General features: G+C 70.1%; 18 protein-coding genes. 4 read left to right on the plus strand and 14 right to left on the minus strand.

Annotation, left to right across the window (positions count from 1 at the left end; all coding sequences use genetic code 11):
- Positions 1-173 precede the first annotated feature (173 nt).
- Entirely contained in the window at positions 174-389 is a 216-nt protein-coding gene (locus OG432_RS13890) for a hypothetical protein (protein WP_328311249.1), read from the plus strand.
- Positions 390-531: 142 nt separating this feature from the next.
- Here OG432_RS13890 and OG432_RS13895 read toward each other — a convergent pair whose 3' ends face one another.
- The 13 genes from OG432_RS13895 to OG432_RS13955 all read right to left on the minus strand — a co-directional run bounded on the left by OG432_RS13895 (position 532) and on the right by OG432_RS13955 (position 13,397).
- Positions 532-1,944 (minus strand): DUF6177 family protein, encoded by a 1,413-nt coding sequence (locus OG432_RS13895; RefSeq protein ID WP_328311250.1) that lies wholly within the window; start codon positions 1,942-1,944, stop codon positions 532-534.
- A gap of 166 nt (positions 1,945-2,110) precedes the next feature.
- Entirely contained in the window at positions 2,111-2,341 is a 231-nt protein-coding gene (locus tag OG432_RS13900) for a pentapeptide repeat-containing protein (protein WP_328311251.1), read from the minus strand.
- A 57-nt stretch (positions 2,342-2,398) separates the two neighbouring features.
- On the minus strand, positions 2,399-2,818 hold the full coding sequence (locus OG432_RS13905) for a hypothetical protein (protein ID WP_328311252.1): 420 nt from the start codon (positions 2,816-2,818) through the stop codon (positions 2,399-2,401).
- A 22-nt stretch (positions 2,819-2,840) separates the two neighbouring features.
- Positions 2,841-4,943: an EndoU domain-containing protein gene (locus OG432_RS13910; protein WP_328311253.1), complete on the minus strand. Its 2,103-nt coding sequence runs from the start codon at positions 4,941-4,943 to the stop codon at positions 2,841-2,843.
- Between the two features lie 3 nt (positions 4,944-4,946).
- On the minus strand, positions 4,947-5,339 hold the full coding sequence (locus OG432_RS13915; RefSeq protein ID WP_328311254.1) for a DUF6507 family protein: 393 nt from the start codon (positions 5,337-5,339) through the stop codon (positions 4,947-4,949).
- A gap of 52 nt (positions 5,340-5,391) precedes the next feature.
- On the minus strand, positions 5,392-5,703 hold the full coding sequence (locus OG432_RS13920) for a pore-forming ESAT-6 family protein (RefSeq protein ID WP_328311255.1): 312 nt from the start codon (positions 5,701-5,703) through the stop codon (positions 5,392-5,394).
- A gap of 20 nt (positions 5,704-5,723) precedes the next feature.
- Positions 5,724-6,059 carry a hypothetical protein gene (locus tag OG432_RS13925; protein WP_328311256.1) on the minus strand — a complete coding sequence of 112 codons (336 nt, stop codon included), beginning with the start codon at positions 6,057-6,059 and terminating at the stop codon, positions 5,724-5,726.
- Positions 6,060-6,404: 345 nt separating this feature from the next.
- Positions 6,405-7,397, minus strand: a complete 993-nt coding sequence (gene hemB, locus OG432_RS13930) for a porphobilinogen synthase (RefSeq protein WP_328311257.1) — start codon at positions 7,395-7,397, stop codon at positions 6,405-6,407.
- A 287-nt stretch (positions 7,398-7,684) separates the two neighbouring features.
- On the minus strand, positions 7,685-9,331 hold the full coding sequence (locus tag OG432_RS13935) for a bifunctional uroporphyrinogen-III C-methyltransferase/uroporphyrinogen-III synthase (RefSeq protein ID WP_328311258.1): 1,647 nt from the start codon (positions 9,329-9,331) through the stop codon (positions 7,685-7,687).
- Complete coding sequence (hemC, locus tag OG432_RS13940) at positions 9,328-10,287, minus strand: hydroxymethylbilane synthase (protein WP_328311259.1); 960 nt, start codon at positions 10,285-10,287, stop codon at positions 9,328-9,330. Before hemC ends, OG432_RS13935 begins: the two co-directional genes overlap by 4 nt.
- Positions 10,284-11,885, minus strand: a complete 1,602-nt coding sequence (locus OG432_RS13945; protein WP_328311260.1) for a glutamyl-tRNA reductase — start codon at positions 11,883-11,885, stop codon at positions 10,284-10,286. The genes hemC and OG432_RS13945 overlap by 4 nt, the downstream gene beginning before the upstream one ends.
- Positions 11,882-12,652: a redox-sensing transcriptional repressor Rex gene (locus OG432_RS13950; RefSeq protein WP_328311261.1), complete on the minus strand. Its 771-nt coding sequence runs from the start codon at positions 12,650-12,652 to the stop codon at positions 11,882-11,884. The genes OG432_RS13945 and OG432_RS13950 overlap by 4 nt, the downstream gene beginning before the upstream one ends.
- Positions 12,653-13,112: 460 nt before the next feature.
- Positions 13,113-13,397, minus strand: a complete 285-nt coding sequence (locus OG432_RS13955; protein WP_328311262.1) for a glutaredoxin family protein — start codon at positions 13,395-13,397, stop codon at positions 13,113-13,115.
- Between the two features lie 138 nt (positions 13,398-13,535).
- Here OG432_RS13955 and OG432_RS13960 point away from each other — a divergent pair, with 138 nt between their 5' ends.
- The 3 genes from OG432_RS13960 (at position 13,536) to OG432_RS13970 (ending at position 17,405) form a co-directional block, all read left to right on the plus strand.
- The gene (locus OG432_RS13960; protein ID WP_328311263.1) at positions 13,536-14,531 is read left to right on the plus strand and encodes an HAD family hydrolase; all 996 of its coding nucleotides are present in this window, start codon (positions 13,536-13,538) and stop codon (positions 14,529-14,531) included.
- Positions 14,532-15,170: 639 nt separating this feature from the next.
- Positions 15,171-15,959: an ECF subfamily RNA polymerase sigma factor, BldN family gene (locus OG432_RS13965; RefSeq protein ID WP_053724590.1), complete on the plus strand. Its 789-nt coding sequence runs from the start codon at positions 15,171-15,173 to the stop codon at positions 15,957-15,959.
- Between the two features lie 273 nt (positions 15,960-16,232).
- Positions 16,233-17,405: a DUF5667 domain-containing protein gene (locus tag OG432_RS13970; protein ID WP_328311264.1), complete on the plus strand. Its 1,173-nt coding sequence runs from the start codon at positions 16,233-16,235 to the stop codon at positions 17,403-17,405.
- A 146-nt stretch (positions 17,406-17,551) separates the two neighbouring features.
- On the opposite strand, the gene OG432_RS13975 is transcribed toward OG432_RS13970, so the two are convergent.
- Positions 17,552-18,745 (minus strand): lysophospholipid acyltransferase family protein, encoded by a 1,194-nt coding sequence (locus OG432_RS13975; protein ID WP_328311265.1) that lies wholly within the window; start codon positions 18,743-18,745, stop codon positions 17,552-17,554.
- Between the last annotated feature and the right edge of the window lie 14 nt (positions 18,746-18,759).

Consider the following 18,759-nt stretch of genomic DNA (forward strand, 5'->3'; position numbering starts at 1 on the left):
CAGTATCGACCTCGTACCCGCCGCCCGACCTGCAAGGAGCCCATCAACTACTCACTTCCGACCGCGCACTCGGCGCCTCCGCCCGCACCCCCTCCCTCCCCCATCACGCCGCCGACGCCGCCCGCGCCGTCGCCGACATCGCCGCGGGCCCCCCGCTGCTCGGCATCCGCGACGTGGTGGGCCCGGAGGTCATCGCCCTGGACGACATCGGCCGCCTCACCCTCGCGGCCCGCGGTGACTACCGCACAGTGACCACCGACGCCACGGCCGGCCCCTTCGCCCTGGCCCCCGCGGACGCCCTGACGGGCCGGGACGACGCACTGATCTGCCGCACGCGCTATGGCGATTGGCTCGCCGCCGCCGGCCAAGTCTGCAGGGTCTGCCGATGACCGCATCGGCGACGTCCCGCCCTCGACCGTCGACGATGTCGGGCGCCGCGAGCCCGTACCCCTCCGCCCTTCCGCAGGACGTCGGCTCGCCGGGCTGCACATCGAGTAGTGCGTCCATTGGAGCGGGTGAACGCCGCACCGGCTACTGCACCTGCGGGTTGAGCGCCCGGGTCACTTGCTTCAGCCTGCTCCAGGACTCTGGTCGGGTGCCGTCGCCGAGGGTGTAGTGAAGTGCGCCGGCGGTGGTGGGACCGAGGCGCAGGGGCGCCAGGTGCGGGGCGGGCGCCTCGTCGTGCGCGAGGCCTGCTCGACGCACCGCATCAGGGCCGAGCGTGAAGGACACTGGCACGGGGAGCGACTCGAAGTGCGAGGGAGCGGTCAGGTCACTTCGACCCGTACGCAGCGTGGCAAGCATGGTGGCAACGCCGTGGCGGGCGGTGAGCAGGCGGGCCAGTTCCGGGAGGGCGTCCAGCGGCGGGGCGATCCCGGGGGCGTACCCGAGGGCGAAGGTGGTGTCTTCCTCGATGCCGGCCTGGGTGTGCAGGACTCGCGTCGTGGCGATGGCCGGGTGTTCCGGACCCCCGATGGCGAAGAGCCAGGTGGACTGGGACCTCTGCGCGCGAGTACGGGCGAAGGCGGTCAACTGGCGTCTGGACCACGGCAGATTGACTGGCTCGGACGAGCCCCAGCCGATGGGCGGGGCCCCGGTCAGATGCTGCCAGGCCGTTTCGAGCGCGCCGCCGAGAAGCAGCTCTTCGGTCGCGGGTTGGATGGTGCGTATGGAGAGCAGTAGCTGATGCCCGGCAGGGCCCTGATCGGGCTTGAAAGGCTCCGCGATGCGAGCGCCGCCCTCGCCCAATGCGGGCACAAAGGCACTCGCCCGCCAACGGAGTTGAACGCCAGAAATGCCGTCGTAGTAGCCGTGTTCGGGGTGCTGGACGACCCAGCGGTTGGGGTGGGTGCCGAGTGCGGTGCGGGCCGGCTGGGTGAGGCGGCAGGTGGGAGGGGTGACGAGTTGCAGAGCGCGCCCGTCGGCTGCCGCTGCACCCAGAGCGCCCGAGAGCCAGGTCGTCAGCGCGATGACCGGGCGGTCCTGAAGGATGACGGAGGCGCGCTCGGTCTGGATGTCCACGGCCGGCGGCAGGTCGCCGGGAGGCGTGGGCAGGGTGAGACCACTGGTGGGGACGACATCGGTGTGCGCGACATGGGGTGGCCAGACGGTGCCGCCCAGCAAAGTGGCCACACGTCCGGCAAAGGATGCGGCGAGGCGCTCGCTCTCGGGTGCGGCGGTGGTCGCACGTGCCTCCGTCCACCAGAACGGGCCGTCCGGCAGCGGAACTTGGTCGCCGAGCAGCCGACGAACCTCACCCGGATGATGAATCAACTGCGGGGCCTCGACGGAAATGAGGGGGGCTCCGCCGGCGGTGCACAGCTGGAGCACCGCCCCGTCGGCAACGGCATTGACACGCAGATCGGGACCTCCCGCGTACAGGCCGGCCATCAGGGCGGCTGGCTCGGGCATGCCGGGGGTGAGGGCGATGACGTCCTTGGTCACTGATGCTCTGTTCCGTCGGGAAAAGGTGGGTGCCTGAAGAGGGCCGATGGACGCCGGGTGCCGGAGTCCGACGCTTCAGCTCCTGTGCGTGTACATGGTCCTTTGCCCGCTCGGCCAGCCGAGCATTGCGCAAGGCGCTGGCATCGGTCCGAGGCTAGTGGCAGCCCTACTGCGCACCGACAAGTCGAACCTCGATGAGAACCGCATCGGTGAACCATGCATTTGAGAAATCCCCGCCCGAGAGGTCGGCTCCCCGGAAATCACGCTGCATGCCATTGAGGTCGTACTCGTCCGAGGCGAGCCATTCCAGCAGTTGCTGCGCCGCTGCCTCATCGCTCGGAAACGCGGCGGGATTCCAGTTCTTACGGATGTCGAATACCGCAAACTCCCCGGGCATTCGAGTCCCCCTCACCGTCGAGTCGCACACAGAGGCTGTCAGTCCAAGGGCAGAGCGTCACGTACCGAGGAAATCACGGATTCCAATCAGCGGATCGTGGCCATTTTCCTCGGCGTACTGCCGTCGGCGCGCATCGACCTTCTCGGGATGCGCCTGACAGCAGTAGTCCCAGAAGTCGACCAAAATGCGGAACGTGTCATCGAGAGTGAAGTCACCCCGAACGTGCTCGACGAAGTGATTCTCCACCCTCACGCCCTGCGGGCTGATCGTGGCGGTGTGCGCGTTTCCATCCAGATCCTCCGGCACGAATCCCGAATCGGCCCTCGCTTGGGCCACTAGGTCGATGGCCTCCAGAACGGACAGCGGCGAAAGCTGAATGTCAGCCGTCACCCACTGGCCCAGGATGCTCAGCTCGCTAGAGCCGGAGAACTCCGGCCCCCCGAACGCGTCCTGCACGTAGTACTGAGTGCGGATCACTGCACTGTTCTCCTTTTGCCCGTTACGGCATGAGCGGGTAAATGGTCTTGGCGTCACCCGTAATAGGATCGAAGTAACCTTCGAACTGGATACCTTTCCAGTTTCCACGCCATCTGTTGGTGACAGGATCGACCACCCGACCATTCTTGAATGCCTTTTCCATCGCACGCCTGACCTGTTTCTCCGTCCAGCCCGGAGGGAAGAAGGTCGTCTTGGCACGCTTCCTGAACATCAACCCGCTTCGCGGATCACGCATCCACACGTTTCCCGTGGTCAAGCCCGTCTTGTGATCGATTTCAATAACCTTCGGCACCTTCACCATGTGAGGGTTCAGATCGCGGCCGCCAGGGCGGAAATGGTATCCCACCACCTTGGGGTCTCCATTGCGATCGTACTTGAGCTCCCCTTGCAGCACGTGCTCAAAGGTGTGTTCAGGGATACGACCGCCTTCCGGCAGTCGAGGTAGCTTCGGCGGGCCCTGATGGGGGGTAGGTGGGCCGCCAGGCCCCGAACCGGTAGCCGGCTGGCCCGTGCCAGAGTGGGTGGGGCTCTGGGACGTCTGGCCATGGGGGTGGCCACCGGAACCGTGCCCTGTGGGGCTGTGCGCGTGGCCAGCGCCGGACGAGCCATGGCTGCTGGCACCCGATGCCGGAGTATTACCGTGACCGCCGCCACTGGGAGGGGTGTGCGGACCCGCACCGCGGCCCGAGCTGCCGCTCGACGCAGGGTGGGGCGGCTGCGAAGGTGAGTGTCGCCGCTGCGCACTGGCCTCCGGCCCCCGCGCCCCCACCCCGACCGGTTGACGTTCGGGGATGCCCGGGTGGGCGTCCGGCGTCGTCGGCTGGGGAGCGGCCCCGTCCGCCGGCGCCGGCTTGGTGATCGGCTTGCCGTCTTTGTCGTACGGGATGAACTTGTCGTCCTTGACGACGACTTTGCGGCCGTCGTCAAGCTGCCACACGGTACGCAGGTGATCGGCGTCGGAGCCGAGGCGGACACGCATGCGGGAGGCGAGTTCGCTAACCGTGGGCATCTCGCTGACGAGCTTGCCGCCCACCTTCAGGCCCACCGTGACGGGGTCGAGGTAGGTGCTGAGGTTGGCCGCGGCCTTGACCGCTTTGCTCGCCTTCGAGGCGGCCTCACCGGCCTCACCGGCCTTCCCCAGCCCCCGCAGAACCCCGGTTACGCCCCCGACGTTGAAGGTGACGGCACCTGCGGCCCTGGAGGGATTGTCGTGCCAGTCGTCCCAGGCGACCAATCCCTTGAATGCCTCGCGGAGGGCTGTCTTCTCGCGTTCCTCGTCGGGATCGGGGGCGTCCGGACCGATCGTGTGGTCCATCACCCAGTCGTACGGCCAGAGCAGATACAGGCCGATCCCACCGAAGACGTCCCCCACGCCGCTCCAGGCGTCGCCGGCCGAGCCCCCGATACCGACCAGATGGCCGAGGCCCTTAAGGGTGCCGAAGGCTCCGTCGACCACGTAGCCGTCCCATAGGTAGTTCTTGGCGAAGTAGCCGATCTCCCAGGGGTGGTGGGATTCGGATTCGGGCGTGCCCCAGGGAAGTTTGTCGGCGTGCTCCAGGTCGTCGAGGGCGTAGCCGTACATCACGGTCTGGGCATTCGAGGTGTGGCTGCCGTCGTCGTACACAAACTTGGGACCGCCGACGATGGCCGAGATTTTGCTCGCCGCCCGGTTTTCGGCGTCCCTGAAGGCACTTTCGGCGGCGCTCACGCCGTCCATGAGGTCCTTGTGCCGGCTGACCTTGTCCTCGTCGTACGTCCAGTCGTCACTGCCCCCGGCAGCGTCGACGAACGCGATGGCGTCAGTCTTGAGCTGGGCCAGCTGCTTGGCAAGCGGTCGGGCCTCGACGGAGAACGTCTCCAGTGCGTCGGCCACCGTCTCCAGGTTCTGGGCGAAGATCTCGGCTTTGTCCAGCACCGGTCGCGTGGTGCCCAGGAGTTGTTCGGCCTCTGGTGCCTTGTAGACCCCCGCCAGGGCCTGGAAGCGGGAGTGCACGTCTTTGCCGCCGTTACGGATGCCCGTGGCATCCGTGCGCAGCGCTGACACGTCCTTCTCCAACTGGTCCAGGTTGCCCAGGAATTGGGGTATGCCGGACGGCTCGATCATGTGTTACTTCTTCCCGCCCTGCGGGCCGCCCGACGTGGGCAGCTTGACCTCCGGCGCGGCGAGCGCCGAGTGCTCGGCGTTCGCGGCCAACCCGAGGTCTCCGGCGACGTAGTACGCGGTCGCCTGGCGCGCGCCGTTCACGGACTTGGCCGCGCGTGCGCCGAGGAACAGCACATCGCCCGCGGTCTTCTCCACGAACAGATCCAACGCCGCACCGATCGGCCCGGTGGGCGTGCCCACGCCGCAGTAGGCACCGCTGATCGTGCCGGCGGAACTCGCGGCGCTGGTCACGTTCGTCCCGTACGACGTGACGCTCTTGGCCACGTCATCCATCGCCACCCCTACCAGCGAAGTCACCGACTCCACCCCGGACGGTGAGACATCCCACCCCGACATGCCACATCCCCGTTTCTGCGTCCCCGTGTATTAAAGACTTGCTGCGCTGTGGTCAGCCGATGGCGTCGACGGCTGCTTTCGCCTTGGAGAGGGTGGAGTGGGCGGTGCCGTCGTTGAGTTCGAGGGTGCCGCGCACGAGGCGGATGATCTCGCGGACTTCGGCGGCCGCCTTGTTCCAGCGCAGTTCCTTGCCGTGGTACTCGTCGGAGACACCGTCCGCCGTGAACTCCGCCATCGCGGCCTTCACGGCCCGGTCGCGGTCGTTGAGGACGCGCTCCAGGTTGCCGATGATCCCGGCGAGGCCGCCCTGTACTTCGGTGGAGGCGCCGGTGTCGTAGCTGCGCCGGTCCAGATTCTGACCCATGTTGTTCCGTCTCCCCCGGGTTAGTGGCGTGCGCCGAAGCGGGCGGCGTCGAAGTTGGCCGACGACATGTTCTGGTGCGCGTTGGACTCCTGCTCGTGGTCACCGGCACCGAACGCGTTGTCCATACCGGACTGGCCGCCCAGAATGTCCTGCAACGACCCGTTCAGGTCGTTGGTGATCTCGTCGGCGTGATTCTTGAACTGGTCGAACGCGGCCTTCCCGGCCCCGTTGAACTTGCCTTCCAGCGGATCGGCCGCAGCGATCAACTGCCGGATCAGCGAGCCCAGATCACTGCTGGACCCGCCCGTGCTCCTGCCCAGATCGGACAGAGTCGTGGACCCCATGTCGAACTTCACGCACACACCCCCGCATCGCCAGCCCCCATCAGGACGCCCCGCCGGCGACGCGGTCACCCGCGTCCCGCACGTCCCACCGATCAAGTGCAATTTTTATCGAACAAGAGTTGCAGCCGCAACGCGGTTCCCAGCCAAGAGCTCAACACCGGCCATGCCCCGGTCGGGCTCGCTGGTTAGGTACTTCATGTCCGGGCGAGGTCTTCCCTTCGTCGCACTTCAGAAAGGGCATGGGGTGCCGCGTTCTCAGAACTGAACATCGGCGAACCGAACACCGGGGAAGCGCAACACCGCCCCGCCTGCCCTCGGGCGGCAGGCGGGGCGGGCAGCGGGGCGGGTGTGCCGGGGTCAGAGGTGGTCTCGGGCTACCTCGGTGGCCCAGTACGTGAGGATCATGTTCGCCCCGGCCCGCTTGATGCCGGTCAGGGTTTCCAGGATGGCCCGGTCGCGGTCGATCCAGCCCTTCTCCGCCGCCGCCTCGACCATCGCGTACTCGCCACTGATCTGGTACGCCGCGACCGGCACGTCCACCGACTCGGCCACCTTCGCCAGGATGTCGAGGTACGGGCCGGCCGGCTTCACCATCACCATGTCCGCGCCCTCGGCCAGGTCGAGCGCCAACTCCCGCATGGATTCGCGGGTGTTGGCCGGGTCCTGCTGGTACGTCTTGCGGTCGCCGCGCAGGGAGGAGCCGACGGCCTCGCGGAACGGGCCGTAGAACGCGGAGGAGTACTTCGCGGTGTAGGCCAGGATCGACACGTCCTCGTGGCCGGTCTGGTCCAACGCATCCCGGATCACGCCGACTTGACCGTCCATCATGCCCGAGGGACCCACGACGTGGACGCCCGCGTCGGCCTGGACCTGGGCCATTTCCGCGTAGCGCTCCAGGGTGGCGTCGTTGTCGACCCGGCCGTCCTCGTCGAGCACGCCGCAGTGGCCGTGGTCGGTGTACTCGTCCAGGCACAGGTCGGACATGATGACCAGGTCGTCGCCGACCTCCTCGCGCACGGCGCGGATGGCGACCTGGAGGATGCCGTCCGGGTCGGTGCCCGCGGTTCCGGCCGCGTCCTTCTTCTCGTCGTGCGGCACGCCGAACAGCATGATCCCGGCGACGCCCGCGCCGACCGCCTCCACGGCGGCCTTCCGCAGGGTGTCCAGGGTGTGCTGGACGACGCCCGGCATCGCCTGGATCGGGACGGGTTCGGTGATCCCTTCCCGTACGAAGGCGGGGAGGATGAGGTCGGCGGGGTGCAGCTGGGTCTCCGCGACCATGCGGCGCATGGCGGGGGTGGTGCGCAGCCGACGGGGCCGGGCCCCGGGGAAGGATCCGTACTCAGTCATGTCGTACACGCTACGCCGGTGCGCGGGGCGGTTTTCCCCACCCCGCCCCTTCCCGAGACCCTCCGGGGGTGAAGGCTCCCGGGGCTTCGCCCCGGACCCCGTTCGCGCCTGAACGGCGCTCGTCCTCAAGCGCCGGACGGGCTGTGGAGGCCTCGCCGCCGCGCCCGCCACGGATCAGCCCCGCCAGGGGCGCGAGGAACTGCGCGAGAAGCGAGCACGGCCCGCACCCGGGTGCAACGGCTCCGGGGTTCCGGGGCGGAGCCGCGGGTGGGCCCGCCCCGGCCGGATTACGTCGTGCGGCGGCGCCTCGCGCCCGGACGGCGCTCGCTCGGGCGGGTGACGTGCTCGCCCGCGGAGACCGCCGCGTCACGACGGGCCGCCCCGAAGTCCGCCAGCGCCTGGGCCAGCTTGTGGACGGACGGCTCCGGAGCCATGACGTCCACCCGCAGCCCGTGCTCCTCGGCGGTCTTCGCCGTGGCGGGACCGATGCACGCGATGACGGTGACGTTGTGCGGCTTGCCCGCGATGCCGACGAGGTTCCGCACCGTCGAGGAGGACGTGAAGAGCACCGCGTCGAAGCCGCCGCCCTTGATCGCCTCACGGGTGTCGGCCGGCGGCGGCGAGGCCCGCACGGTCCGGTAGGCCGTGACGTCGTCGACCTCCCAGCCGAGCTCGATCAGGCCCGCCACCAGCGTCTCGGTGGCGATGTCGGCGCGCGGCAGGAAGACGCGGTCGATCGGGTCGAAGACCGGGTCGTAGGGCGGCCAGTCCTCCAGGAGGCCGGCCGCGGACTGCTCACCGCTCGGCACGAGGTCCGGCTTGACGCCGAACTCGACCAGCGAGGCCGCTGTCTGCTCGCCCACCGCGGCGACCTTGATCCCCGCGAACGCGCGCGCGTCGAGCCCGTACTCCTCGAACTTCTCGCGCACCGCCTTCACCGCGTTGACGCTGGTGAACGCGATCCACTCGTAGCGGCCCGTCACCAGGCCCTTGACCGCGCGCTCCATCTGCTGGGGCGTGCGCGGCGGTTCGACGGCGATCGTCGGCACCTCGTGCGGCACGGCCCCGTACGACCTGAGCTGGTCGGAGAGCGAGGCGGACTGCTCCTTCGTACGCGGTACGAGCACCCGCCAGCCGAACAGCGGCTTCGACTCGAACCACGACAGCTGGTCCCGCTGAGCAGGTGCGCTGCGCTCGCCGACCACGGCTATGACGGCCTGGTGCCCGTCCGGCGAGGGGAGCACCTTCGCCTGCTTGAGCACCTGGGCGACCGAGCCGAGCGTCGCGGACCAGGTCCGCTGGCGCGTGGTGGTGCCCGCGATCGTCACGGTCATCGGGGTGTCGGGCTTACGGCCCGCCGACACCAGCTCGCCGGCCGCGGCGGCGACCGTCTCCAGGGTGGTGGAGACGACGACCGTGCCGTCGCTCGCGCCGACCTCCGTCCAGCACCGCTCGGAGGCGGTACGGGCGTCGACGAAGCGGACGTCCGCGCCGCTCGCGCCGCTCAGCGGAACACCGGCGTACGCGGGCACGCCGACCGCGGACGCGACACCGGGCACCACCTCGAAGGGGATGCCCGCGGAGGCGCAGGCCAGCATCTCGCCGGCGGCGTCGCCGTCGAGGCCCGGGTCGCCGGAGACCGCACGGACGACCCGCCTGCCGGAGCGCGCGGCCTCCATGACAAGATTGGCGGCGTCCCTCAACACAGGGATCCCGGCGGTTGTTGACGCCTCGTCAATGACCGTCAGCTGAGGTGTGTCCACACCTGCCCGCGCATGCGCGCGAACAACGTCGAGCACAGCGGGCTCGGCGATCAGGACGTCCGCCGACGCCAGCGCCTCCACGGCGCGCAGCGTGAGCAGTCCGGGGTCACCGGGACCGGCACCGAGGAAGGTGACGTTTCCGGCTGCGGTGGGGTGGGTCGTGGGGCTCAAAGTGCTCGCTCCCCCATAAGACCGGCCGCACCCTTGGCGAGCATCTCGTCCGCGAGTTCGCGTCCGAGGGCCATCGCTTCGTCGTGCGACGTGGGTACGGGACCGGTGGTGGACAGCTGCACCAGCGAGGAACCGTCGGTGGTACCGACAACTCCGCGCAGGCGCATCTCATGAACAGCCTGTCCGTCGTCCAGGAAGTCGGCCAGCGCGCCCACAGGTGCGCTGCAGCCGGCCTCCAGGGCGGCGAGCAGGGATCGCTCGGCGGTCACGGCGGCCCGCGTGAGCGGGTCGTCGAGCTCGGCGAGCGCGGCGGCGAGGCCGGCGTCGGCCGCCGGGCACTCGATCGCCAGGGCCCCCTGGCCGGGGGCGGGCAAAACGGTGTCGACCGAGAGGGACTCGGTCACGACGTCGCTGCGTCCGATGCGGTTGAGCCCGGCGGCGGCCAGGACCACCGCGTCGAGCTCGCCCTTGGTGACATAGCCGACCCGGGTGTCGATGTTGCCGCGGATCGGCACCGTCTCGATCGTCATCCCGTGGCTGCGGGCGTACGCGTTGAGCTGCGCCATCCGCCGCGGCGAGCCGGTGCCCACGCGGGCGCCGTCCGGGAGTTCGGCGAAGGTCAGTCCGTCGCGGGCGACCAGCACGTCACGCGGGTCCTCGCGGACCGGGATCGCGGCGAGCGTCAGGTCGGGGTGCTCGGCGGTCGGCAGGTCCTTCAGGGAGTGCACCGCGAAGTCGACGTCGCCGCGCAGCAGCGCCTCGCGCAGCGCCACGACGAACACACCGGTGCCGCCGATCTGCGCGAGGTGCTCGCGGGAGGTGTCCCCGTACGTGGTGATCTCCACCAGCTCGACCTGACGGCCGGTCAACTGCCGTACGGCGTCGGCCACATGGCCGGACTGGGCCATGGCGAGCTTGCTGCGCCTGGTCCCGAGTCTCAGTGCTTTCTCGGTCATGACCGCCCTCGGTTCTTGACATCGGCGTCGTTCAGATCGGCCCGGGAGACGGCGGCCACCGCGTCCGGGTCGAGGTCGAAGAGAGTGCGCAGCGCGTCCGCGTACCCGGCGCCACCCGGTTCCGCGGCGAGCTGCTTGATCCGCACGGTCGGTGCGTGCAGAAGCTTGTCGACGACACGGCGCACGGTCTGGGTGACCTCGGAGCGCTGCTTGTCGTCGAGGCCGGGCAGCCGGCCTTCGAGGCGGGCGACCTCACCGGCCACGACCTCGGCGGCCATGGCGCGCAGCGCGACGACGGTGGGCGTGATGTGCGCGGCCCGCTGGGCGGCGCCGAACGCGGCGACCTCGTCGGCGACGATGGAGCGCACCTGGTCCACATCGGCGGCCATCGGGGCGTCCGCGGACGCCTCGGCGAGCGACTCGATGTCGACGAGACGCACTCCGGGCACCCGGTGCGCGGCGGCGTCGATGTCCCGCGGCATGGCGAGGTCGAGCAGCGCGAGCCGCACGGGCCCGGCCGGTACGGGAATGTCGCGGCGCTCCCGCGACATCCTGCGCTCGGTGTTCTCGGCCCAACTCCCGTGCAGCTCAAGGGAGTCGGCATCGGCACCCGGGGTCACGGCGGCCGCCCCGTCGGCCCTGAGCGCCCCGTCGACCACCCCGAACCCGGCCATCGCGGCACCCGCGGCCGCCGTGCCGGGGAAGTCCACGGGACAGCCGAGGGCGGCGGCGCTCTGCGCGGGAGCGGCCGGGGCCGGCTCGGTGAGGCTCTCGCCGACCGCGTGGGCGACGGCCTCGCCGGTCAGCACCAGGCCGGTGGCGCCGGTGCAGGAGACCGCGATGTCGACTCGTGTCAGTTCCCGTGCGACGTCGGCCATCGCGACGGCCCGCGCGGCCGTGCCCGACTCGCCGAGGATCTCGACGAGCCGCTCGGCGCGGGCGTGCGTGCGGTTGGCGACGACGACCTCGTCGATGCCGGTCCTCGCGAGCGTCGCCGCCGCGAGCGAGGACATCGAACCGGCGCCGATGACCAGCGCCCGCTTGCCCTTCGCCCACCCCTCTACGGAAGCGCCCGCGGCGAGCTGCTCCAGACCGAAGGTGACGAGCGACTGCCCGGCCCGGTCGATGCCGGTCTCGCTGTGGGCGCGCTTGCCGACCCGCAGCGCCTGCTGGAACAGGTCGTTCAACAGCCGCCCAGCGGTGTGCAGTTCCTGACCGAGGGCGAGGGTGTCCTTGATCTGGCCGAGGATCTGGCCCTCGCCGACGACCATCGAGTCGAGGCCGCAGGCCACCGAGAAGAGGTGGTGAACGGCCCGGTCCTCGTAGTGCACGTACAGATAAGGGGTGAGCTCTTCAAGGCCCACGCCGCTGTGCTGGGCGAGCAGCGTGGAGAGCTCGGCGACACCGGCGTGGAACTTGTCCACGTCCGCGTACAGCTCGATGCGGTTGCAGGTGGCGAGCACCGCGGCCTCGGCGGCGGGCTCGGCGGCGAGGGTGTCGTGGAGCAGCTTGGCCTGCGCGTCCGCGGAGAGGGAGGCCCGCTCCAGGACGCTGACGGGGGCGCTGCGGTGGCTGAGGCCGACGACCAGGAGGCTCATGCCGGCATCACGGCGGGCAGATCCCCGTCCGGTCCCTTCCGGCCATTGCCCGCGGCGCGCACGGGCGGCACCACGGCGGCGGCGGCCTCGGCGACGGCGGCTTCCTCGCCGGCCTTGCGCTGCTCGTGGAAGGCGAGGATCTGGAGCTCGATGGAGAGGTCGACCTTGCGCACGTCGACACCCTCGGGCACCGACAGGACGGTCGGCGCGAAGTTCAGGATGGAGGTCACCCCGGCCGCGACCAGACGCTCGCAGACCTGCTGGGCGGCGCCCGCGGGGGTCGCGATGACCCCGATCGAGACGCCGTTCTCGCTGATGATCTTCTCCAGGTCGTCGGTGTGCTGCACCGGCATCCCGGCCACCGGCTTCCCGGCCATCGCGGGGTCGGCGTCTATCAGGGCGGCGACCCGGAAACCGCGCGAGGCGAAGCCGCCGTAGTTGGCGAGGGCCGCGCCGAGGTTACCGATACCGACGATCACAACCGGCCAGTCCTGGGTCAGACCCAGTTCCCGGGAGATCTGATAGACGAGATACTCGACGTCGTACCCGACACCGCGGGTGCCGTACGAGCCCAGGTACGAGAAGTCCTTGCGCAGCTTCGCGGAGTTGACCCCCGCGGCGGCCGCGAGTTCCTCGGAGGAGACCGTCGGCACGGAGCGCTCCGAGAGTCCGGTGAGCGCTCGCAGATACAGCGGAAGCCTGGCGACGGTGGCCTCGGGGATTCCTCGGCTTCGGGTCGCCGGTCGGTGAGTTCGGCCAGTTGCCACGGTGCTCCTGCGGGATGAGCGGGGCTGCAGGCGGCCACATGTCCCAGGGCCGCCCCGTCGGATGCAGGCTATGTCTTTGTGAACGCGTGCACAAAGATGGTGTCCGCTTTGTCCGAGCAAAGTGACCGGGCTCACGCAAGCCGGGGACGGAATCGCGGAACCGCAGACGGGTTCGGTCCGTTCAGGACCCGAAGGGGGCAAAGCCGCACACTCTCCTCACAGCGATACCCCCGAACCACAGCAAAACGCCCCTGATGGTAACCGCAACCATCGCGATACCCCTCATTTGGCTGCTCAGCCGACCACGACCCCGGAGGAGCCGACCGCGCCCCCGGAGGAGCCGACCGCGACCCGTAAGAGGGAGATCGCGGCCCGCAGGACGAGGGCTCGGCCCGGACGGGGAGGGCTGCGGCCGGGAAGAGGGGGTTCACGGCTCGGACGAGGACGACCGCGGGGGACCTCAGCCGGTCAGCGCGGCCCTGAGGCGCCCGGCATCCACGCGCCAGAAGGTGTGCTGCTCGCCGTCGACCAGGACGACCGGGATCTGCTCCCAGTACTCCTTGTGCAGCGCCTCGTCCCGCGTGATGTCCTTCTTCTCCCAGGCCGCGCCCGTCTCGGCGCACACGGCCTCGATCACCTCCTGGGCGTCGTCGCACAGATGACAACCGGGCTTCCCGATCAGCGTGACCACCCGGTCGGCAGGGTTCCCGCCCGGCTTCTTCGTACGTCGCAGCAAGGGACTCATGCCTTCCATTCTCCAGCCCCGGGCAGCTCGCGGACCCATAAGCCCGGATCATCCGTTTAACGTGACGTCCGCGCAGAGTTCACGCCATCGCACCCCGGCGCGTCGGGGACCCTCCAACCGACTGGCTATGCTCACGGCATGGCCGCACTGGGATGGCTCACCCGTCGTAGGCGCTCGGCGACAGCACGCAGCGTGCTGGCCGGCGAGGCCGCAGCCGAGGCAGCCCGCAAGTCGTCGCAGGAACTCGCGGAGCTGGCGCAACGCGCCGTGCTGGCGGAACAGGCCGCACGGGCGGAGCGGGCCGAGCAGGCGGACACCCAGGCGGCCGAGACTCCGCCGGAGCCCGAATTCCCCGTGGTCGGTGACGATCTCGCCGCCGCGTTCTTCGACCTCGACAACACCGTGATGCAGGGCGCCGCGCTCTTCCACTTCGGGCGCGGCCTCTACAAGAGGCAGTTCTTCCAGCGCCGCGAGCTGGCCCGCTTCGCCTGGCAGCAGGCCTGGTTCCGGCTCGCCGGGGTCGAGGATCCCGAGCACATGCAGGACGCCCGCGACAGCGCGCTGTCCATCGTCAAGGGCCACCGCGTCTCCGAGCTGATGTCCATCGGTGAGGAGATCTACGACGAGTACATGGCCGACCGCATCTGGCCCGGCACCCGCGCCCTCGCCCAGGCGCACCTCGACGCCGGCCAGAAGGTGTGGCTGGTGACGGCCGCGCCGGTCGAGACCGCCACGATCATCGCCCGCCGGCTCGGCCTGACCGGCGCGCTCGGCACGGTCGCCGAATCCGTCGACGGCGTCTATACGGGGCGCCTGGTGGGCGAGCCGTTGCACGGCCCCGCCAAGGCCGAGGCGGTACGTGCCCTTGCCGCGGCCGAGGGCCTCGACCTCTCCCGGTGCGCGGCGTACAGCGATTCGCACAACGACATCCCGATGCTGTCGCTCGTCGGGCACCCCTACGCCATCAACCCCGACGCGAAGCTGCGCAGGCACGCGCGGGAGAGGGAGTGGCGGTTGCGGGACTATCGGACCGGGCGCAAGGCCGCGAAGGTCGGCATCCCGGCCGCGGCGGGGGTCGGTGCGCTCGCCGGCGGCACGGCGGCCGCGGTAGCCCTCCACCGCCGCCGCCGCTGACCCCCACCCACACGGTTCCCCGCGCCCCCCAAAAACCCCGGTTCGCTTTCACCTGCGGACCGTGCCCGCTTCCCGCGCAGTTCCCCGCGCCCCTTAGGTATTCGGTGCCGGCCAGCATGGGCATCCTCAGCCCGTCCGGCGTTTGAGGACGAGCGCCCTTAAGGCGCGAACGGGGTCTGGGGCGGAGCCCCAGGGAGCCGCACCCCTCAAGTAGCCGCACGGGCGGGAGGGTGGGAAAACTCCCCGGGGCCCGGGGCGGAGCCCCGGGGGCTGGGCCTTACCAACCCCGCCGCATCCTGGCCGCCACTGTCCGCAGCCACCCCCCGCCGCAATATCCGATCGCGGGGGTTTCGGCCCACCCCCCACGGCCCGCCTGCCCCGTTGCCCGTACCCGGCCACAACAGATCCCCGTCGCGGACAGATCCGAAAGCAACTCGATCAACTTCCGGCCACCATGCGTGCCCTGAACAGACGCATAGACGTAACAGAAGCGACGGAATCGACGATTTGAGCAACTGGGTGTAGCGCTCCCTGCACGAAGCGTTATTCTCCTCAGACGCAATCCGGAACCCGCACATCGCCACGATGGGTGAACAGTTCCGCACTGCACGTGATGGAAGCTCTGCCTCTGGGAGTCCCGTGTACCCACACGTCGGGGTTGACGCCTCGGGCCTGGCTACGCTGCGCGGGGCGGTCGTCGACCGCCTGCGCGTCTTCGTCCCCACCGCGTACGCCGGCGCCCCTGCCTTCGCCACCGCAACACCTGTCGGGCCCTGCTATGCCCTGGCCGACGGTGGTGCCGCGGTCGGTAGACGGAGCGGCGGCCGCAGCACGGGCACGTCCGCGACGCCCACCGCCCGCCGGCCCACCGCCGACAGCGACAGCGCCCGCATGATGGATCTCGTCGAGCGCGCACAGGCCGGCGAGGCCGACGCCTTCGGGCGGCTCTACGACCAGTACAGCGACACGGTCTACCGCTACATCTACTACCGCGTCGGCGGTAAGGCGACGGCCGAGGACCTCACCAGCGAGACGTTCCTGCGCGCCCTGCGCCGGATCTCCACCTTCACCTGGCAGGGCCGCGATTTCGGCGCCTGGCTGGTCACGATCGCGCGCAACCTGGTCGCCGACCACTTCAAGTCGAGCAGGTTCCGGCTCGAAGTGACCACCGGCGAAATGCTCGACGCCAACGAGGTCGAGCGCTCACCGGAGGACTCCGTCCTGGAGTCGCTCTCCAACGCCGCGCTGCTCGAAGCCGTACGCAAGCTCAATCCACAGCAGCAGGAGTGCGTCACCCTGCGCTTCCTGCAAGGCCTCTCGGTCGCCGAGACCGCCCGCGTCATGGGCAAGAACGAGGGCGCGATCAAGACCCTCCAGTACCGGGCCGTACGCACCCTGGCCCGGCTCCTGCCGGACGACGCACGCTGACCGTCCGGCCCTTCCGGTCACCACCCGCCGACCCGCCCCCAGGCGGGTCCAACTCACCATCCGTGAGCACTCGATGACGCTGTGGTCCGATCATCTTTCGTCTCATCTTTCGTCCGTAACCCAAGTGCCGCGTCCGTCGTTGTGCGGGATGCAGGCTCCCTGTGGTCACGTCATGGCCACGGCCACTCACTCGATCGTGTGGACGTGCTCAAGGCGTGCAACCTTCCAGGCCCCTTGGGGAGTCGACCGTGATGACGAGAGGAGGTGCCGCCAGTGATCGCGAACGTATCGGCGCACCGGCGGGCGAACGCCTTCGCCCAGGCCCTGGAAGAAGCCTCGGCGGCCGACCAGGAGACACCCGAGACCGGTCCGGCCGAACAGGCCGAAACGGGCAGGCTGTTGACCCTGGCGGGTGGGCTCGGCGAATTGCCGAAACCGGAGATGGACCCGCAGGTGAAGGTCGAGCAGCGGGCGCTGCTCATGGCCGAGATGGAGCGCATGTTCGCCGGCGGTGTCGCCGACCCTCAGGTGCCCGAGCAGCGGACCGGCCGCGGCGCCCACCGGGCGACGTCGCTCCGGAAATTGCGACCCCGCTCCCGCTGGTCCAAGGGCATTGCGGCGGGCGGGCTCAGCATCGGTGTGGCCGCGGGAGCCTTCAGCGGCGTGGCCGCTGCCAGCTCCGACGCCCTCCCCGGTGATTCCTTGTACGGGCTGAAACGCGGCATGGAGGACCTCAAGCTCGGCATGGCCGACGACGACGCCAGCCGGGGCGAGCTCTACCTCGACCAGGCCTCGGCCCGGCTCTCCGAGGCGAGACGCCTCATGGAAAGAGGCCGCTCGGGCGACCTCGACCACGAGCAGCTCGGCGAGGTCCGGCGCGCCCTCAGCGGCATGGAGCACGACGCGTCCGAGGGCCACCGCCTGCTGCACCAGGCCTATGCGAAGGACGGCTCGCTCGGCGCCATCGCCGCGCTCAACTCCTTCTCCCAGGCGCACCGCGAAAGCTGGAGCAAGCTGCGGGGCAAGCTGCCCGCCCAGCTGACCGACGTCGGCGACAAGGTGAACTCGGTCTTCACCGCCATAGACCAGGAGGTCGGGCCGCTGCAGTCGCTGCTGCCCAAGACGTCGTCCAAGACCCACACCCGGCAGGACACCTCGCACCCGGGCACCCCGGGAGCGACGCACCCGTCGGCTCCGTCGTCGTCCTCCGCCTCCCGTCACGGCGCCCCCGCCACCAGCGGAAAGCCGCAACAGCCCTCCACCTCGCCCTCCAACGAGGGGCTCCTGGGCGGCAATACGGGCGGCCTGTTCGAGCCGGGCACGGGAAGCAGCTCCCCCGCGCCGTCGGGCAAGGCGTCCAAGCCCCCGGTCCCGGACGTCACACTGCCCCCGCTCCTGCCGGGCCTGCTGCCGGGCCTGGGCATCGACACGGACAAGGCGGAGTAGCCGAGCAGCCGAGCAGCGGAACAGAAGACCCGATACACGCGTGAAGGGAGGGGCCGGAGCGACCGGCCCCTCCCTTCACGCGCTCGGAAACCCCTCGGAAACCCCTCAGAAGACCCGGAGAGGAACGAACCCGGAGAAGAACGGACTCAGAAGAACACGGACCGCCGCTGCACGAGCAGCTTGTACAGCGTGTGCTGGATCTGTTCCCGCACCTGGTCGGTGAGGTTGAACATCAGCATCGGGTCCTCGGCGGCCTCCGGCGGATACCCGTCCGTCGCGATGGGCTCGCCGAACTGGATGGTCCACTTCGTCGGCAGCGGCACGAGTCCCGCGGGCCCGAGCCAGGGGAACGTCGGCGTGAGCGGGAAGTACGGGATGCCGAGGAGCCGGGCAAGGGTCTTGGAGTTCCCGATCATCGGGTAGATCTCCTCGGCCCCCACGATCGAGCACGGCACGATGGGCGTGCCGGCCTTGAGCGCGGTCGACACGAACCCGCCCCGCCCGAAGCGCTGGAGCTTGTACCGCTCGCCGAAGGGCTTCCCGATGCCCTTGAACCCCTCGGGCATCACCCCGACGACCTCGCCCCGCTCCAGCAGCGCCTGCGCGTCCTCGGAGCACGCGAGCGTGTGGCCGGCCTTGCGGGCCAGCTCGTTGACGACCGGCAGCATGAACACCAGGTCGGCGGCGAGCAGCCGCAGATGGCGCCCGGCGGGGTGGTGGTCGTGCACGGCCACCTGCATCATCAGGCCGTCGAGCGGCAGCGTCCCGGAGTGGTTGGCGACGACGAGGGCCCCGCCCTCGGCGGGGATGTTCTCGACGCCCTTCACCTCCACCCGGAAGTACTTCTCGTAGAACGGCCGCAGGATCGACATCAGGACCTGGTCGGTGAGTTCCTCGTCGTAGCCGAACTCGTCGATGTCGTACTCGCCGGTGATCCGACGCCGCAGGAACGACAGACCGCCCGCGATCCGCTGCTCCCAGCCCGCACCGCTCCGCTCGCCCCGCTCGCCCTGTGCACCCCGCTCGCCTTGCTCGGCGCGCGCGGCCGCACGCGCGGCCGTACCGGCGTCCGCGCCGGACGGCGTCGCCTCGCGGACCCGCCCGTCGGACGGCGTCCCCGTACGGTTCGGTGCGTCGGATGCGGCGTCCTTCCCTCCGGAAGGGTGCTCCGTGGCCCCTTGCTGGCCCGGCAGGGAGCTCACCGGGGCCGTGGGGCCCGGGACCGGCTGGGTGCCCGGTTCGGCCGTGCGGCGGCCCGCTGCGGGGCGCCTGCGGCCGGGCCGCTGCCCGCCCTGGCGCGAGCGGTCGTCGTCGAACGGGATGACCTTGGCGTCCGCCATCGTTGGTGCGCTCC

This window comes from Streptomyces sp. NBC_00442 (assembly GCF_036014195.1).
In the GTDB taxonomy this organism is placed as follows: domain Bacteria; phylum Actinomycetota; class Actinomycetes; order Streptomycetales; family Streptomycetaceae; genus Streptomyces.

What these genes read in the sequence shown, in the direction of transcription:
- OG432_RS13915 (WP_328311254.1), bottom strand. Translation starts at nt 5,339, where the DNA reads ATGTCGGGGTGGGATGTCTCACCGTCCGGGGTGGAGTCGGTGACTTCG.
- OG432_RS13900 (WP_328311251.1), bottom strand. Translation starts at nt 2,341, where the DNA reads ATGCCCGGGGAGTTTGCGGTATTCGACATCCGTAAGAACTGGAATCCC.
- OG432_RS13910 (WP_328311253.1), bottom strand. Translation starts at nt 4,943, where the DNA reads ATGATCGAGCCGTCCGGCATACCCCAATTCCTGGGCAACCTGGACCAG.
- OG432_RS13955 (WP_328311262.1), bottom strand. Translation starts at nt 13,397, where the DNA reads ATGAGTCCCTTGCTGCGACGTACGAAGAAGCCGGGCGGGAACCCTGCC.
- OG432_RS13960 (WP_328311263.1), top strand. Translation starts at nt 13,536, where the DNA reads ATGGCCGCACTGGGATGGCTCACCCGTCGTAGGCGCTCGGCGACAGCA.
- OG432_RS13920 (WP_328311255.1), bottom strand. Translation starts at nt 5,703, where the DNA reads ATGGGTCAGAATCTGGACCGGCGCAGCTACGACACCGGCGCCTCCACC.
- hemC (WP_328311259.1), bottom strand. Translation starts at nt 10,287, where the DNA reads ATGACCGAGAAAGCACTGAGACTCGGGACCAGGCGCAGCAAGCTCGCC.
- OG432_RS13945 (WP_328311260.1), bottom strand. Translation starts at nt 11,885, where the DNA reads ATGAGCCTCCTGGTCGTCGGCCTCAGCCACCGCAGCGCCCCCGTCAGC.
- OG432_RS13975 (WP_328311265.1), bottom strand. Translation starts at nt 18,745, where the DNA reads ATGGCGGACGCCAAGGTCATCCCGTTCGACGACGACCGCTCGCGCCAG.
- hemB (WP_328311257.1), bottom strand. Translation starts at nt 7,397, where the DNA reads ATGACTGAGTACGGATCCTTCCCCGGGGCCCGGCCCCGTCGGCTGCGC.